Source organism: Tunturibacter psychrotolerans (assembly GCF_040359615.1).
Lineage (GTDB): Bacteria > Acidobacteriota > Terriglobia > Terriglobales > Acidobacteriaceae > Edaphobacter > Edaphobacter psychrotolerans.
The window spans coordinates 173,009-188,897 of the sequence record NZ_CP132942.1 but is presented as its reverse complement, the minus strand read 5'-3'; the positions used below and the strand labels follow the sequence as shown (position 1 = coordinate 188,897).

Here is a 15,889-nt window from a genome sequence, read left to right as displayed (position 1 = left end):
CTCGTTGCGTTCAAAAAAATCTCTGGGAATTCGTTCGTGCGGCGTAGGCAGAGCTGGGCGCGCTTCGATATAAGGATTTAATGGTTGGGCTGGTCGAGCTGGAGGGATGACGATGCGGCATCGGAGTTTCGTTGCGGTTTCGATTGTCTTTGGGGGACTGCTGGTTGGGTGCAGGCGGGTTGCGCCGATGAGGATGGATTCGTCGGTTCCGGTGTCGCTTGCGATCTCGCCGGATGGTGGACTTGGGCAGAGGTTTACGGCGACGTTTGAGGACCCGAAGGGTGGGTCGCACATACGGGAGGTTACCGTGTCGGTGATGTCTGGTGGGCTTCGGCCGGGTGATCGGAAGAAGTGGTCCGCGAAGGAGTGTCTGATGCGGTACGACGTGCAGGCACAGAAGATTTTTTTGGTGCCGAACGTGGGCGGTATGTATGGGACGCATGCAGCGAAGGCAGGGAGTTCTGCGACGTTGGAGAATTCGCAGTGTACGGTAATGGCGGCGCAGGCTTCGTCCGAGATCTCGGGGAAGACTTTGACGGTAAAGCTTACGGTAGAGTTTGCGCCGGAGTTTGCCGGGGAGAAGCGGGTGTATCTGTCGAGTGGGGATCTGGATGGGGTTTGGAGCGCCAACTATCAGCAGGCGTTCGGCAGTTTGACGGTGGCTGATTTGAAGATGCCGCAGAACTTGTCTAAGAACTAAGGCTGATTCAAAACAGGCAACAATAATGGCCAATACAGGGATCTGTCCGCTTCGGTTGAGATGACGATTCTTTGAAATTTGGATTAGATCAAGAAAACTGCAAGAGCAGAAGAAGCTGCTGGTTGGGAAGAGTTCTACATTCCCACCCATCGCATAGAGCGCGATGGATGGGGCACCCTGGCGTGTTTGCTTGGGCTGGGGTTTACAAAAGCAGATCCCCTTCGGGGATGACAACAAAAAGAACAGACAACGGCAAAAGAACAGACCACGGCAAAAGAACAGACCACGGCAAAAGAACAGACCACGGCAAAAGACAGACACTGCAAACGCAGTTTCGATCTGTCAAGGAGAGATGATTCTCTATGCGGCGTTGTCTTAGTTCATCCAACGCTTGTCGTTTGGGTTCTTGCGGAGCTCGTCGGGGTCGACGTAGCGGCCATCTTTGTCGAAGTGGACTTCGCGATTCTGCTTGCGCATGTAGACCTCGAACTTGCGCGCGGCGCGGCGGCGCTTCCAGCGGTAGTAGCGGTTGCGGACGCCGAAGTATTGTTCGGAGAGGCCGAAGGCGAGACCGCGGCGTGGAGCGAATTTGACGTACAGCGCGCCGCAGAGGGCTCCGGAGAGCTGGATGAGGGCGTTGAAGGTGTCGGCCTGCTTGAGCAGGAGGGCGACCGCGATGAGGATGTAGATCGCGACCATGTACTTGGCCTTGATGCGGAGGACGAACCAGAGGAGGAATTCCTGGTCGCCGAAGATCATGGCGATGGCGACCATGAGGCCGAAGATGCCGGACCAGGCTCCGGCGGCGCCTACGTCGGGACGCAGGCCGAGGATGTGGGTGAAGGAGATGGCGGAGGCGAGGATCGCGCCGCCGATTACTGAGGTGAGGTAGAGCTCGGCTAACCAGCGGCCGCCGAAGGAGGGTTCGAGGAGAGAGCCCGTGAACCAGAGGGTGAGCATGCCGAAGAGGATGCCGAGGATGCCCTGTTCGACGAAGGAGTAGGTGAGGAGCTGCCAGATTTCGCCGTGGACGACGGCGAGGGGCTCGAGGATGAGGTGGCTGTGGAGGACCGCTTCGAGTTGCGGGGCGAGCCAACGGAGGATGAGGAGGCCGAAGAAGGCGCCGACATTCAGAAGGATGAGTTTGCGGGTGGTGCCTTCGAAGGCTGGGAGCGCAAGCGAGATGGGGCCGGATCGGGGCATGCTTTTCTTATTTGATCATAGGCGTTGGAGATGAAAAGACATACCGCGTAGACGCTGTTTTTCGAGGCTGTGTCCTGCCGGACGGGCCCACTGCGCGTGGGGCGGTCACTTCGTGACGGGTATACCTTGTTGTGGCGGCATCATTTGCTTGGTCCTCCCGTTGGTCGGGCTTTGCATTCCGATGTGGCCCGTCCGGCAAAAAAATCACTGCTTTGCCGGAGGTGGGGTGCGCTGGCCGCGTTCGGGGATGGGGAGGACGGCGATGCTGCGGTGGCCGGCGGGGTCGACGGAGCGGACTGCGAAGACTACGTTGTCTTTGGAGACGGCCAGCTTGAGAGTGAGGGCTGATCCGGCGGTGGCAGAGTCGGTCCAGGTGGGCTGGTCGGTTTCGCGCCAGACGACCTCGTAGGTGGTGTTGGCGGGGGCGCCGGTGGGAGGCTGCCAGGTGAGCTCGGTGGTGTTGTCGAGGGCCGTGGTGAGGATGTGGACGTTTTGCGGTTCGCCAGGTGCGGAAGCGAGAGTGGCGAGGGTGGCGGCGTTGAGGCGGGCTACGTTGGCGACGTAGTTGAAGTCGACGTACTGGAGGAGGTCGCCGAACTGAGTGCCGTTTTCTACGCGAACGTTCTGGTGCTGGTGGTCGAAGTTCTCGGCCCACTCGGTGAAGCGGACGGCGGCGAAGCCCTCCTGGTTGAAGGAGGTGTGGTCGCCGCCGCGGAGGAAGCGGTCGCGACGGAAGATGAGGACGGGGTGGAAGGCAGGGATCATGCGCATGAGGTTGTTGTGGACGCGGCTGCCTGGGGGGCTGGGTGCGTGCTGGGAAGCGGGATGGAAGTAGGTGGCGCCGACGTCGACGACGGTACGGGCGAGTTCTCGGGAGGGGGAGTCTCCTTCGGCGCCGAGGGTTTCGATGGCGTGGAGCTGATCGGGGGTGGCGTTGGCGGGGATGCCTTCGGAGAAGACGCGGACGGTGGTCTTGTCCTGGATGTTGGGGGGCGTGGTGTTGCCGGGGGTGGTGTCGCCGCCTACGATGTCGTTGTTGAGGACGGCTTCGAGCTGCCAGTTTTCTTCGTGGGCGAGTTTGGCTAGGTGGGCACTGCCGTTGAGGCCTTGTTCTTCTCCGGCTACGGCTACGAACACGATGGTGCTGGGGAATTTGAGTTTGCTGAGGACGCGGGCGGATTCGAGGGAGACGGCGACTCCGCTGGCGTCGTCGTTGGCTCCGGGGGCGGGGTCGTGGGTGTTGGCGTTGGTGGAGTTGCGGGAGTCGTAGTGGCCGGTGACGAGGACCATGCGGGCGGCCTGGGCGGGGTCGGTGCCGCGGAGGACGGCGTAGACGTTGCTGATTTTGGTGGGCCTGGTGATGCGGGCGTTGGGTGCGGTGCTGGCGGCCTCGGTGAAGGTGTCGCGCTTTACTTCGAGGCAGTTGTTGCAGGCGGAGGCGATGGATTTGAATTCGGACTCGATCCAGTCGGCGGCGGCGTTTACGCCGGTGTTGGGGGAGAGGTCGGTGTCCATGCTGGAGAGGGTGTTGCGGTTGTTGAAGGAGACGAGCTTGGTGATGGTGGCTTTGATGTGGTCGGGGGAGACTTGCGCGAGGGCGGCGGCGATGGCGGGGTCGGCTGGGGCGGCGGTGATGGGGCGGCCAGTGGTGAGGGGTTGTTGAGTTTGTTGGGCGTGGAGCAGGGTGCACGAGAGGACGGCGGCGGTTGCGAGGAGGGTGAGGGCCGGGCGTGCGGGGCGGTTGGGTGCAGCGATCACGAAATTTCTCCTTGTGCAAAACCGAAGTGGCAGGTGAATCGTATGCTTGACGAATGGGCGGGAGGGCCGCTAAATAAATAACGAGGGCGTCCGCGGGGATGTTCCTATAATCCTATAGACGGGCGAGTGGGCCCAAAGACCCTGGAGGCAAGATCATGGCTGTTGTTTGTCCGGAGTGCGATAACCCGATTGTGGTGGACGCCGATGAAGTGGAGGAGGGCGAGACGGTTCAGTGCGATGAGTGCGGGATCGATCTTGAGGTGGTCTCAGTAGATCCGCTGGAGCTGGCGGCTGTCGACGATGCGGGTTATGACGATGAGGATGTGACGCATACCAACGAAGAGGACGAAGAGTAACGGCTGGTCTGGATGGAGATAGCCGTATACTGAGAGCATATGAAGAGTACTGATCGCTGGGTCCGTTCGTTTGCCGGTAAGGTGATTCTCGCGTCTTGTTCGGTGGTGATTTTGGCTGTAGGTGTGCGGGCTGTGTCTGCGGTTGCGGAGCAGCGTGGGCCTGTACAGCGGGTGGTTCAGGGTAAGGTCATCGATGGTGGTGGGGCGATTGTGAAGGGCGCGGTGGTGTACTTGAAGGACGACCATAGCCTTGCGGTGAAGAGCTACTTTTCCGATGACGCGGGTGAATATCGGTTTGGGCAGTTGGCCCAGAATACGGATTATGAGATCTGGGCTGAGAGCAACGGGAAGAAGAGCCCGGTGAAGACGATCAGCTCGTTCGATAACAAGAATCAGTTTTATATCGATTTGAAGATTGGGAAGTAGGAAAGCCGCCCGATACGACGTCCCCGTGGCAATCGCGGAAGCTGAATGAGCCGCTTCCGCGATATCGAGCTGCTACTCCTTTGTCTTCAGCTTCGCCTCGTTCTCATGGATGAATGCTTCGATTTGAGGGGCGCTGTCGAGGATGCGGAGCCACTGTTCCTTGTACAAAGTGACCGGAAAACGCCCCATACCATAGAGCGACACTGCGCCCTTTTCGCTCACCTTGAGGCTGATGCCGCTTTTCTCTTTGGTCTTGAGTTGGGCGTTTTCGGCCCGGAGGCGCTCGAGTTCCGCCTTCATCGCTTCTTCGTTCATTTGCTTCCTCCTGTTTTCGGTTGTTCAAAGCCGTCGATGCGATTCACGGCGAAGCAAACACAGTGACCCTTTTCCTTCGACTACGCTCAGGATCAGGATAACGAAATTTTTGTGAAGCGTAACTTAGTCGGCGATGCCGGGGTTGGGTGGGTCGATGCCGAGCGCGGTGGCGAGGGCGATGAGGTGGTCCTGCTCCTGCATGAGGATCTCGCGGATGGATTCGCCGATGGCGAACTCGTTGAGCTCGTCGCACTGCTTGATGCGGCGGCGATAGTTGGCGATGGTTTCCTTCTCGTTTTCGAGGTCGAAGCGGAGCATTTCTTCGTTCTTTTCGGAGGTTTTGACGAGCTTCGGGGTCGCGGTGGGCATGCCGCCGAGATAGTCGATGTGATTGGCGATGGCGATGGCGTGGGCGAGCTCTTCGGTGGCGTGGACGGCGAGCTCGTCAGCGATGTTCATGTACTGTGCGCCCTTGAGGACCTGCGAGTAATTCACGTAGGCGATGATGGCTTGGTACTCGCGGGAGAGATCTTCGTTGAGAAGGTCTATGAGTTTTTCTCGAGTGAGGGCGGCAGTGGGTGCGCTTGCTTTTTGGGCGGACATGTCTTCTCCAGTAATTTTTTCGGTGCGTAGTCTTTGGTTTGAGATGCAGAAACTATTGGTGGAGTTTGTGACGGAGTGATTGCTGGAAATAAAGGCGAACAGCAGAATCCTCCACTCCGCAGCCTTTCGGTCGGAATGACAAGTTCAGGTGACAGGTGCGAAGGCTTTGCTCCCCCTACGGCTCACGGTGACGCTGTGAGCCGTAAGGGGGAGATGAATGTAACTTTTCGGCGGTGCGGTTTGGGATGAATGGTTACAGCGGGAGAGATTTTAGCCAGGTGCGGAAGCTGGGGCCGAGGTCTTTGTTTTTGAGGGCGAATTCGACGGTGGCGCGGAGGAAGCCTTGCTTGTCTCCGGCGTCGTGGCGAGTGCCTTCGTAGACGAAGCCGTAGACTTTTTCGTGCTGCAGGAGGGCTTTGATGCCGTCGGTGAGTTGTAATTCGCCGCCTGCGCCGGGGGTGATGTGCTCGAGCATGTCGAAGATGCGCGGGGTGAGGATGTAGCGGCCGATGATGGCGTTTTGCGAGGGCGCGTCCTGGGGTTTGGGTTTTTCGACGAGGTCTTTGACGGCGAGCAGGCGCGGGTTTTTGGGGTCGGGCGTGCAGTCGAGGCAGCCGTAGTTTTGTATGGCTGCGCCTTCGACGACCTCGGAGCCGAGGATGCTGGATTGGATTTCGTTGAAGGCCTCGACCATCTGCTTCATGCAGGGAGTGGTGGCGTCGACGATGTCGTCGGGGAGGAGGACGGCGAAGGGTTCGTCGCCGACGAGTTCTTTTGCCATGAGGACGGCGTGGCCGAGGCCGAGGGGTTCGGGCTGGCGGGTGTAGGTGATCTTGGCGAGCTTGGAGACGGAGCGGGCGACCTCCAGGAGGGCAGTTTTATTTTTTGCGGCGAGGGAGGCTTCGAGCTCGGGACTGATGTCGAAGTGGTCTTCCATGGTGGATTTGCCGCGACCGGTGACGAAGATGATCTCGGTGCAGCCGGCGGCTACGGCTTCTTCGACGCCGTACTGGATCAGAGGCTTATCGACGAGGCAGAGCATCTCCTTGGGCATGGCCTTGGTGGCGGGAAGGAAGCGTGTGCCCATTCCTGCGGCAGGAAAGACGGCTTTGCGGATTTTCTGGTGAGTCATGGATTGAGTCATCAATTCCTTGGATGCGAACAGTGTTACAGAAATGCTAGCAGGGCAAGGTCAAAATTTGGATGACACAATTTGATTGAGTAGAACGGCTCAGTGGAGTTCATCGCGAGAGTCCGCTCACGGCTTGAATGCCCCATCTTTCTAACACAGGCGAATCGCCATGTCTCGAAATATAGCGTGTTCACTTGTCAAAAGGAAATGGGTCCGCAGTCGGCAGCAAATCTCTTGCGTCTTTACATCCCTTGTATTTCCAGAAACAACTGTGTCGAAAGCGGTGTAGCGCCGCCGGTCCTCAGCCGAGGCTTCGGGGGTCATGTCCACGGAAAACCACCAATAATGAAACAACTCAGTGGTATACCAACTGGCCTGGACGGGCTCTCGGGTATTTCCCCTTCCCCAGTGCTCCTGCTCGTCGAACGATACCCGAGAGGGATGGACCGATCCATCCTCTATCCCAGTGCCAAACGTAGCTTCTTTCCTGACAACTACTGAGTCCTTCACATCGAATACCACGCCGAAAGTTTCGCCTGAACCTCTCCACCATCGCGGAAGTCGTGCATTGTCTATTCTTTTGTGCCATTCGCATTTGGAGGGATCGCAGGGACCATACGGCTCTGCGTTAATTTTTCCAGCTAAGCGTTGTGCGTCTTCGAAAGTGGATGCCCGAGTTGAAGCGTTTTGAGTTCGCTGAAGAGATAGCGGGCATGAATCGATGGAAAGAACAAATAAGCACTACATAGGAGCATCAACAGACCGCAAAAAAGACTAGCCAGCCTCTCGATCCGTTACCGAAACGAGAGGCTCCAAGGTTGGTAGAAGGCATCTCTAGAGGACCGGCGAGTCGTCGTGGAGCATGGCTTTGCGGACGATTTTGATTGGAGCGAAGCCCTGACGCATGAAGTCGTCGTGGAAGGTCTGGAGGTTGAAGGCTGCGCCTTGTTTCTTCATCATGTCGGCGCGGAGCTTCATGATCTCGAGCTTGCCTAAGGTGTAGTAGAGGTAGGTGGCGTCGGCGGTGCCACGTTTGGTTTCTACGAGGCCGACGGAGTGGGACTGGTAGCCGTCGGTGACGAAGAAGTTGACGGCCTGATCGAAGGTGAACTGGCCGGTGTGGAGCTTGATGGAGTTGACGAAGCGGGCGTCGCGGAGGAGCGCGTCCTGGATCTGGCCGAGGCGAATGAGTTTGGCTTCGCGCTCGTTCTGGGCTCCGGTGCCGGGTTGGCCGTACCCCTGGTCGAGCATCATCTGCTCGGTGTAGTGGGCCCAGCCTTCAATGTTGGTCGCGGCTCCGAGGACCTTGCGAATGGTGGAGGGGAACTGCGGGGTCCAAAGGAACTGGACGTAGTGGCCGGGGTAGGCCTCGTGGACGCTGGTGGAGATGATGGTGCCGACGTTGAACTCGGCCATGTGTTCGGCGATGTGCTCGGGTGTCCAGGTTTTTTCAGGCAGCGTGACATTGAAGTAGGCCTTGGTGGAGTGGGTCTCGAAGGGGCCCGGAGGGTCCATGGAGGCAGAGGTGGTGGCGCGCTCGAAGGGTGGGGTCTCTTCGAGGGTGGGCTCGACCTTGGAAGGGATGGTGATGATGTGGTGGGTGTTGATGAAGTCTATGAGGCTAGCGAAGGTGTCGTTGAAGGTGCTGAGGAGTTTATCGGGAGCAGGGTGGATGGTGGCTAGCTCAGCTAGGACCTGCTGCGGGGTTTTGGTGGGGTCGACCTCTTTGGCTACGCGGGCGAACTCGGCCTGGTTTTTGTGCAGGTCGGCGTAGGCGATTTCGAGGAGGTGATCGAGGGGGATGTCGACCATCTCGTCGTAGGCGAGTTTTTTTGCGAAGGTGTCGGCGCCGAATTTGTAGTCGCCGTTGGAGCGGGGGAGGAGATCGGATTTGAGCCAGGCCTCGTAGGATTGGAGGGCTTCGATGACGGCTGTGTTGGATTTGGCGAAGGCGGCTTTGGTGTCGGCGTCGGTGGCGTCGGTGAAGGCGGAGGGGACGTCGGTCTGGAAGAAACTGATGTCGCCGTCGATTTGTTCGAGGGCTATTTCGGTGTAGATGTGGGGTGGGTTCTTTAGATTTTTGCGGGCTTCGAGAAGGGCCTGTGGCATCTGCTTTTCGCGCTCGACCAAGGATTTGAGACGCGTGTCGGCGGGGGCGTAGGGACGCTCCATGATGACGAAGGCAGAGGCGGTGATGCCGGTGGAGTAGCTATCGGGATTCTTCTCCCAGGGGCGAATGACTTCGAGGGAGAGGAGGGTGCTGCGGATGCTGTTGAGGAGGATGGAGCGGTCGCCGGCTACGGAGGCGTCGAGGGTGGATGGGTCGATGGCTTCGACCTTCTTCTCGTAGTTGTGGAGGGCGGCGATTTGCTTTTGGATGTTTGCGGCGGAGTAGTCTTCGAGCTGGGTGTCGTACTGGTGGAGTCCGTTGGCGGTGCCGTTGGTGGGGGTGAAGTGGAAGTAGACGTCGGAGAAGTACTGGTCGGCGAGGCTATTGAAGGTCTGGGCGCCGCCGTCGGCGGAGACGTGCTGGGCGTGGGCGGCCCGCATGCCGGGGAGGAGGGCGAGAACGGCGACGAAGAGGGCTTTGGGGGCGAAGATGCGGCTGGCCATAAGTGCGACCAGTTTACGGCACGGCGAAGAGGACTGCTCCTTGATTTGGGAGGGAGGGGGATGGAACAGCGGCCGGAATGATGTCGTAGCGCGCCATGACGCTGCCGATATAGGCGAGGTTGGGAGGGTCTTCGGCGTGGAGGGCGGCGGCGAGTTCGCGGAAGTACTCGGGACCGAGGAGGCCTGGGGTGAGCAGGCAGATGATGCGTGCGGTGGTCTGCTGGTCGTTGAGGCAGGAGTGGACCGTGCCGTGCGGGATGTCGAGTTGCTCGCCCGGGTGAAGGGCGATGCGGCGCTCATCGACTATCCAGGTGGTGATGCCGTTCATGCCGAGGATGGTCTCGTCGGAGATGCGATGCAAGTGCGGGATGTTGAGATGGGCGTGTGGCGGGATGATGACTTCGAAGAGATCCGCGGCTCCATGGGTTTGATGACGGCTGTGGAGAAAGGTGATGCTGAGTTTGCCGATCTGGATGGGTGTGTGCATAAGACCCCTTTCCCGTCTCGATGAGAGACCGCCTTCGGTGACCTACTTGTTAGGACACGGAGTTGGGGAAAAGGTTACGGTGAAGTCTGGGGCTGGCGTCACGAACAAGGACGTGTCGATATCTTTGAATGCTATTCTTCTGAGCGCTGCACTGCCGGGGTTCGGGAGAGTATCGTGCAAGCAGGCGTATTCTGGCTGATCGGGTTCTGGGTTCTGGGATCTCCTTCGATTTGGGGACAGGGGGCCAGTGTGGCTTTGGCTCCTGCATCGGGGGAGGCGCACATCGCAGTGCAGGTGCGGGATACGTCGGGAGAGCCGGTGAGGAGGCTCGAGGCAAGGAATTTCGAAGTGAAACTTGTGGCGGGAGGCATCTCGACTGTTACGCAAGTGAAGGTAGAGGGCGTGCGTGATCGGAGGAGCCGCGGGAGTGCTGGAGTTCCGACGAAACTGCTGCTGGTACTTTTGACGAGCGACGCTGAGGTGGTTCGCCAGTTGCCAGACAAGCTGGATGCGCTGTGGAAGGCCAACTGGAGAGTGAGCGTGTTGGATGCAGGGGGTATTCAGACGCCCTATGTCTCCTCTTCCTCGCAGCTCAAGTTAGAACTGGCTCATAAGGGACAGACGCATCGCAGTATCAATTTGGCTACAGCGAGGTTGACGCGGTTCACAGGGCGACGCGTTGTTTTTCTGGTGACACAGCCTGGCGTTCAGCTGAGCGATTTTCAACGTGCGGTCGCATTATTGCCGGGGATCTCGGTGTATCACGTGGGAGGAGATCCCTGGAAGCAGGTTTACGCAGCCGGGGCCTATGACGCTGGCAGCAGCTTTATCTCCGCTACTTCCTCGAACGATGCGGTGAGCAGTGTGGCTGGAGGCTCTGGAGCACCGGTGTTTCAAAGAGTGCGAGGTCGCGAGACTGAGGATAGAACTTTGGGGGGCGCGATTCGCGACGCGCTGCGCGACGGATATGGCTATTACGACCTTACGGTGACTATGCCAGTGGATGTTCCACGGTTAGAGATGGCTGTCGATATTTCGGTGCCTGGGGAGTCGTACTCAATCTATGCCCAGCCATATGTCACGCAGGGGAGAGCTCCGCAGCTGAGTTTAGTTCGGGCGAAGCGCTAAGGGACGTTGAGGGAGTCGAGGAGAGCGCGGGTTTCCGAGAGCACGTCTTCGGCTTTGGCGGAGGGGAGGGGCCAGCGTAAGGTGCCGTTTGGGCTAAATTGGGCGCCGCGCTTGGTGTTGCGGCTGACTAGCTTCATGAGGGTGCCGGGGTCTACGGTTTTGTTGTTGCCGTTGGTGAAGTGGGAGGGGTCGGCGTTGACGGCGGCGAATTTTACGTGGAGCATCTCGACGAAGGTCTTGATGGGGGTCTTCTTGTTGCCGTTGGGGTTGGGGAGTTCGACCTGCGTGCGCTTGCGATCGAGCTGGGAGATTCCGAGTTGTTCGCAGTGGAGACGGATTTCGCCTGCGGCTAAAAGGTTGAGGACGGTTTCGGGTGGTGTGCCGTAGCGGTCTTGCAGTTCAGCACGGACGTCGGTGAGGTCGGCCTGGGTTTGGGCGCCGGCGATGCGCTTGTACATGCGGAGGCGTTGGTTTTCTTCGGCGATGTAGTCGCTGTCGATGCGGACGGAGATACCGAGGTTGATGACGGTGTTGGCGTGGGCGGGTTTGTCTTCTTCGCCCTTCATCTTGCGGACGGCCTCTTCGAGCATGGTGGTGTACATCTCGAAGCCGATGGCTTCGATGTGGCCAGATTGCTCGCCGCCGAGCATGTTGCCTGCGCCGCGTAGCTCGAGGTCTAGAGCGGCAATTTTGAATCCTGCGCCTAGGTCGGAAAATTCTTTCAATGCGGCCAAGCGGCGGCGAGCGATTTCGGTTAGTTCGGTTTCGGGTGGGATGAGTAGGTAGGAGTAGGCGCGGCGATTGCTGCGGCCTACGCGGCCGCGGAGCTGGTAGAGCTCGGAGAGGCCGTGGCGGTCGGCGCGGTTGATGATGATGGTGTTGGCGAGAGGGATGTCGAGGCCGTTTTCGATGATGCTGGTGGCAACGAGGACGTCGTACTCGTGGTTCATGAAGGCGAGCATGACGCGCTCGAGCTCGGCTTCGGGGAGTTGGCCGTGGCCTATGACGATTCTTGCTTGCGGGACTAGTTCGCGGATCTTGGAGGCGAGGTCGTAGATGGTTTCTACGCGGTTGTGGACGAAGTAGATCTGACCGCCGCGTTCGAGCTCCATCTCGATTGCGGTGCGGATTAGTTTTTCGTCGAACTTGGCTACGATGGTCTGGATGGCCATGCGGTCTTTGGGGGGAGTCTCGATGACGGACATGTCGCGGAGACCGATGAGCGACATGTGAAGGGTGCGCGGGATGGGCGTGGCGGACATAGAGAGCACGTCGATTTGAGCGCGCATTTGTTTGAGGCGCTCTTTGTGGCGGACGCCGAAGCGCTGCTCTTCGTCCACTACGAGGAGGCCGAGGTCCTGGAACTTTAAGTCTTTGGAGAGGACCGCGTGGGTGCCGATGAGGATGTCGATCTTTCCGGCTTCGGCTTTTTCGAGGATGATCTTTTTTTCTTTCGCAGTGCGGAAGCGGGAGATCATTTCGATGTTGACGGGGAAGTTGGCGAAGCGTTTTTTGAAGGACTCGAAGTGTTGGAAACTTAGGACTGTTGTCGGTGTCAGGACCGCTACTTGTTTGGAGTCCTGCACGGCTTTGAAGGCGGCGCGCATGGCCACTTCGGTTTTGCCGTAGCCGACGTCGCCGCAGAGGAGGCGGTCCATGGGGCGGGTGGACTCCATGTCGGCCTTGATGTCGGCGATGGCGGTGAGTTGGTCGTCGGTCTCGTTGAAGTCGAAGGCGTCTTCGAACTCGTGCTGCATGTTGGTGTCGGGCGAGAAGGGCGTGCCGACGGCGGCCTGACGCTGCGCGTAGAGCTTGAGCAGCTCTGCAGTCATGTCGGCCATCGCTTTTTTTACGCGGGCTTTGGTCTTCTGCCAGGACTGGGTGCCGAGTTTATTTAACTCTGGCGGTGGGCCGGTTTCGCTGGAGCGGTACTTCTGGATGAGGTCGAGGCGCGTGAGGGGGACGTAGAGTTTTGCTTCGTCGGCGAACTCGAGGATCATGAGCTCGAGTGGGGGCTGATCGTTCTCTTCGATGACACGGAGGCCGCAGTAGCGGGAGATGCCGTGTTCGACGTGGACGACGTAGTCTCCGACGGCGAGGTCGCGGAAGTCGGAGATGAAGGCAGCGGCTTTAGATTTGCCGCGGCGGACGGGGCGGGTGGTAACGTCCGCGTCGTCGATGAGGTCTTGTGCGCCGAAGATGATGATCTGGCGGGCGGTCGCCTTGTCGAGATCGAGGATCTGGACGCCAGCAGCGATGGGGGTTTTGACGATGACCGGAATGCGAAGGTCGATGGTGTTGCCGCCGAGGTAGCTCGATTCGGTGTAGACGGTGGAGCTGCCGTGTTGTTCGCTGCGGGAGCCCAGGCGGTAGGGGAGTTGATACTCCTGGAGCAGACCGGCGAGGCGTTCGACTTCGCCTTGATTGGGTGCGGTGAGGAGGATGCGGGCTTCCTGCTTGATGAGCGAGTTGAGATTGTCGATCAGCGCGGGGATGGAGCCGTGGAAGCGCATGGTGGGGCGGGTGGCGAAGTCGACTTCGGAGAGGTCGCTGCGGTCGGCGTCGAGGACATCGACTGCGCCAAGTTGGTCGAGTTCGACGCCGGAGAACTTGTGGAGTCGGTCGTCGAGGTCCCAGGGAGAGAGGTATATGTCTTCAGGGCGGACGAGGTTGCCGATGCCGGAGCGCTCGTGGCGCTGCTCGATCTTGTTCCACCAGCGCTCGCCTTGATTTTTGACCATGGCGGGCTCTTCTAGGAAGACGCGGGGGGCGGTGGGGCTGGATGCGCTGAGGAGGTCGAGGAGGGTGAGGTTGGCTCCGGCTACGGGGGCGAAGAACTCCCATCCGGGGAAGATGGTGGCTTCGCCTGTGCGCGTGCTGACGTGTGTTAAGAGCTCGGTGGGCTCTTCGCCGCCTTCGATGGCTGCGCCTGCTGTGCCTGCGCGGGTGAGGCGGGCGTTGATGGCGGTGAGGAGCTTATCGGTGACTGGGGTTTCGGTGAGTGGGAGGAGGAGAGCGCTGTCGAGAGTGCTGGCGGAGCGTTGGGTGTCGGGGTCGAATCGGCGCATGGATTCGATTTCGTCGCCGAAGAAGTCGATACGGACGGGACGGTCCATCTCGGGGGAGTAGACGTCGAGGATGCCGCCACGGAGGGTGACCTGGCCGGGCATCTCGACTACGTCTACTTTGGTGTAGCCGACGGAGAGGAGGTGCTCGACGAGCATGTCGGGCATGTACTCTTCGCCGACTTTGAGATGGAGGGTGAGGGCGCGGTAGTAGTCGCGCGGGAAGAGACGCATGCAGGCGGCTTCGACGGGTGCGATGACGAGTTTGGCTTGGCCGGTGGCTATCTTCCAGAGTGTGGCGGCGCGGGTCTCCTGGATTTCAGGGTGGGGGGAGAGGTTTTCGAAGGGGAGGACGTCGTGAGCGGGGAGGCGGAGGACGGATTCGGCGGAGAGGGCGCCGGTGAGCTCGCAGGCGCTGATGACTGCGGCCTGGAGGGCTTCGGCGGCTTTGTTGTCGGCGACGATGATGACGCAGGGTGCTTGTGCGGCGCGAACGAAGAAGGGGAGATAGAGGGCGCGGGCGGTGAAGGTGAGTCCAGAGACACGTCTGCGCCCCGTGCCTCCGCTGAGGTGGCGGCGTACACGCTCGAATGCTTCAGAGTGCTCCAGGTCAGCGAGGAGCTCGCGGACGAAGGGTAAGACCATGCTGTACTAAGTTTATCTCGAAGGTGCGGGTAGGGCAGAATCGCCTTCAGATGGCTCATCTGCGTTCGAGAGCGCTGGCTGAGTCGGGGTCTGTAACGATTCGTGGGCGGCGTGGAGGAGATCGGATGCGGCGTTGTCTTCGCCGAGCTCCCAGATCATGAGACCGCCGAGCTGATGGTCGAGCACGTAGCGAGCTTTGTGGGTGATGGAGAGCGGATCGTCGTAGGTCCAGAAGATGTCGCCGTCGAAGAGCCAGGGTGTCTGCGAATCGGGATCGCGGTAGACGGTGGAGGTTGGGATGACAGTGGCGATGTAACTGTAGGGGCGATCGCCGTGGATGGGGGAGCCCTCCTGGGCTAGTCCGTTGTCGTCTTCAGGGACCTGATTCCAGCCGTAGCCGTAGAAGGGAACTCCCATGAGGAGTTTTTCGGCGGGGACGCCAGCCTCGAGGTAGGCCTCGACGGAGTGGGCGACGGTGCCGCCGTTGTAGTTGGGGCTTGCGGTAAGAGGGGCGATGAAGCCTGTGGTGTCGCTCCAGGGGCCGCTCATGTCGTAGGTCATGAGACCGATGCGATCGACGAGGCGGCCGATCTCGGCCATGTCGGTGCCTTCGTACATGCGGGGACTAGGTCCGACGGCAACGTTGAGGAGAAGGCCGGGACGGAGGGCGTCCATCTGACGGCGGAACTCCTGGAGGAGCGCGACATAGTTGGCGGCGTCAGGCTGATGGGGGTATTCCCAGTCAAGGTCAATACCGTCGAGGAGATTGGGGATGGTGATTCCGGGGGCGAATTGACCTTTGAGGAAGGTGTCGATGCAAGAGGTGACGAAAGCTGCGCGGTTCGCGGGTTGAGCATCGTCGGCGAAGTCGGTGGCGTGGCCTTCGAGTGAGATAAGAATGCGTAGGTTCGGGAATTTGCGTTTGAGCTTCTGAAGCTGATGGAGGTTGCCGCGAAAGGGTTGAGTTGGGGTGTCAGGTTTGCCGTCGACGCTTTGCTCGGCGGTGAAGGTGTAGTTGAGATCGGCGTTGGGATCGGCGATAGAGCAGTGCCCGTTTGTGACAAAGCCCTGTGCGTAATTGATCTGATCGACCAAAGGAGTGGTACCTGTGGCGAGGTTTTTGACGAGATATTGCGGCTGATTGTAGATGCCCCATTGGGGGAAGTAGCCGACTAGTGCTGGTATTGAGGCCGGTTTCAGAGCTGGTTGATGACCGATTTTCGCATTGGATTGTGCGTGTGCGGCGTTGGGCTGAGAGGCAAGCGCGGCCAGCGTGAGGAGCAGGAGGAGTCGGGCTCTATGTAAGAACGTCTGCACAATTTGACAGACGAAACGCGGAAGGAAACGCTTCATGTCCTAGTTGAGTATTCGAGGCAGTGCCCGACGGCGTCAATGAATGGAGTATGTTACCGGCCAAAGTGAGTTGGAGAGGAAGATCCCCCAGAGTTTACTGTGCAG

At 59.5% G+C, this 15,889-nt stretch carries 13 protein-coding genes; 4 read left to right on the top strand and 9 right to left on the bottom strand.

The annotated features are described in order from the left end of the window. The first annotated feature begins 112 nt into the window (after nucleotides 1–112). Nucleotides 113–700 carry a hypothetical protein gene (locus tag RBB77_RS00635; RefSeq protein ID WP_353064253.1) on the top strand — a complete coding sequence of 196 codons (588 nt, stop codon included), beginning with the start codon at nucleotides 113–115 and terminating at the stop codon, nucleotides 698–700. Between the two features lie 375 nt (nucleotides 701–1,075). Here RBB77_RS00635 and RBB77_RS00630 read toward each other — a convergent pair whose 3' ends face one another. Next, a complete protein-coding gene (locus tag RBB77_RS00630; protein WP_353064252.1) occupies nucleotides 1,076–1,903 on the bottom strand; it encodes a rhomboid family intramembrane serine protease in 828 nt (275 codons plus the stop codon). A gap of 204 nt (nucleotides 1,904–2,107) precedes the next feature. Further along, nucleotides 2,108–3,661: a M28 family metallopeptidase gene (locus RBB77_RS00625; RefSeq protein WP_353064251.1), complete on the bottom strand. Its 1,554-nt coding sequence runs from the start codon at nucleotides 3,659–3,661 to the stop codon at nucleotides 2,108–2,110. 155 nt (nucleotides 3,662–3,816) lie between these two features. Between RBB77_RS00625 and RBB77_RS00620 the strand changes: the two genes are divergently transcribed. After that, the gene (locus tag RBB77_RS00620; RefSeq protein WP_353064250.1) at nucleotides 3,817–4,017 is read left to right on the top strand and encodes a hypothetical protein; all 201 of its coding nucleotides are present in this window, start codon (nucleotides 3,817–3,819) and stop codon (nucleotides 4,015–4,017) included. A 39-nt stretch (nucleotides 4,018–4,056) separates the two neighbouring features. Continuing rightward, nucleotides 4,057–4,443, top strand: a complete 387-nt coding sequence (locus tag RBB77_RS00615; RefSeq protein ID WP_353064249.1) for a carboxypeptidase-like regulatory domain-containing protein — start codon at nucleotides 4,057–4,059, stop codon at nucleotides 4,441–4,443. Nucleotides 4,444–4,515: 72 nt separating this feature from the next. On the opposite strand, the gene RBB77_RS00610 is transcribed toward RBB77_RS00615, so the two are convergent. The 5 genes from RBB77_RS00610 to RBB77_RS00590 all read right to left on the bottom strand — a co-directional run bounded on the left by RBB77_RS00610 (nucleotide 4,516) and on the right by RBB77_RS00590 (nucleotide 9,593). Then, nucleotides 4,516–4,758, bottom strand: a complete 243-nt coding sequence (locus RBB77_RS00610) for a hypothetical protein (RefSeq protein WP_353064248.1) — start codon at nucleotides 4,756–4,758, stop codon at nucleotides 4,516–4,518. Nucleotides 4,759–4,881: 123 nt separating this feature from the next. Beyond that, entirely contained in the window at nucleotides 4,882–5,361 is a 480-nt protein-coding gene (locus tag RBB77_RS00605) for a ferritin-like domain-containing protein (RefSeq protein ID WP_353064247.1), read from the bottom strand. Nucleotides 5,362–5,614: 253 nt separating this feature from the next. Further along, nucleotides 5,615–6,493 (bottom strand): UTP--glucose-1-phosphate uridylyltransferase GalU, encoded by an 879-nt coding sequence (galU, locus tag RBB77_RS00600; protein WP_353064246.1) that lies wholly within the window; start codon nucleotides 6,491–6,493, stop codon nucleotides 5,615–5,617. Nucleotides 6,494–7,327: 834 nt separating this feature from the next. Continuing rightward, nucleotides 7,328–9,106: a DUF885 domain-containing protein gene (locus RBB77_RS00595; protein WP_353064245.1), complete on the bottom strand. Its 1,779-nt coding sequence runs from the start codon at nucleotides 9,104–9,106 to the stop codon at nucleotides 7,328–7,330. Nucleotides 9,107–9,119: 13 nt separating this feature from the next. Continuing rightward, a complete protein-coding gene (locus tag RBB77_RS00590) occupies nucleotides 9,120–9,593 on the bottom strand; it encodes a cupin domain-containing protein (protein ID WP_353064244.1) in 474 nt (157 codons plus the stop codon). Nucleotides 9,594–9,767: 174 nt separating this feature from the next. On the opposite strand from RBB77_RS00590, the gene RBB77_RS00585 reads away from it, so the two are divergent. Next, entirely contained in the window at nucleotides 9,768–10,721 is a 954-nt protein-coding gene (locus RBB77_RS00585) for a hypothetical protein (RefSeq protein WP_353064243.1), read from the top strand. Here the strand turns inward: RBB77_RS00585 and mfd are convergent. Next, a complete protein-coding gene (mfd, locus tag RBB77_RS00580; RefSeq protein ID WP_353064242.1) occupies nucleotides 10,718–14,431 on the bottom strand; it encodes a transcription-repair coupling factor in 3,714 nt (1,237 codons plus the stop codon). The genes RBB77_RS00585 and mfd overlap by 4 nt on opposite strands. Before the next feature lie 12 nt (nucleotides 14,432–14,443). Then, complete coding sequence (locus tag RBB77_RS00575; RefSeq protein WP_353064241.1) at nucleotides 14,444–15,784, bottom strand: glycoside hydrolase family 18 protein; 1,341 nt, start codon at nucleotides 15,782–15,784, stop codon at nucleotides 14,444–14,446. Between the last annotated feature and the right edge of the window lie 105 nt (nucleotides 15,785–15,889).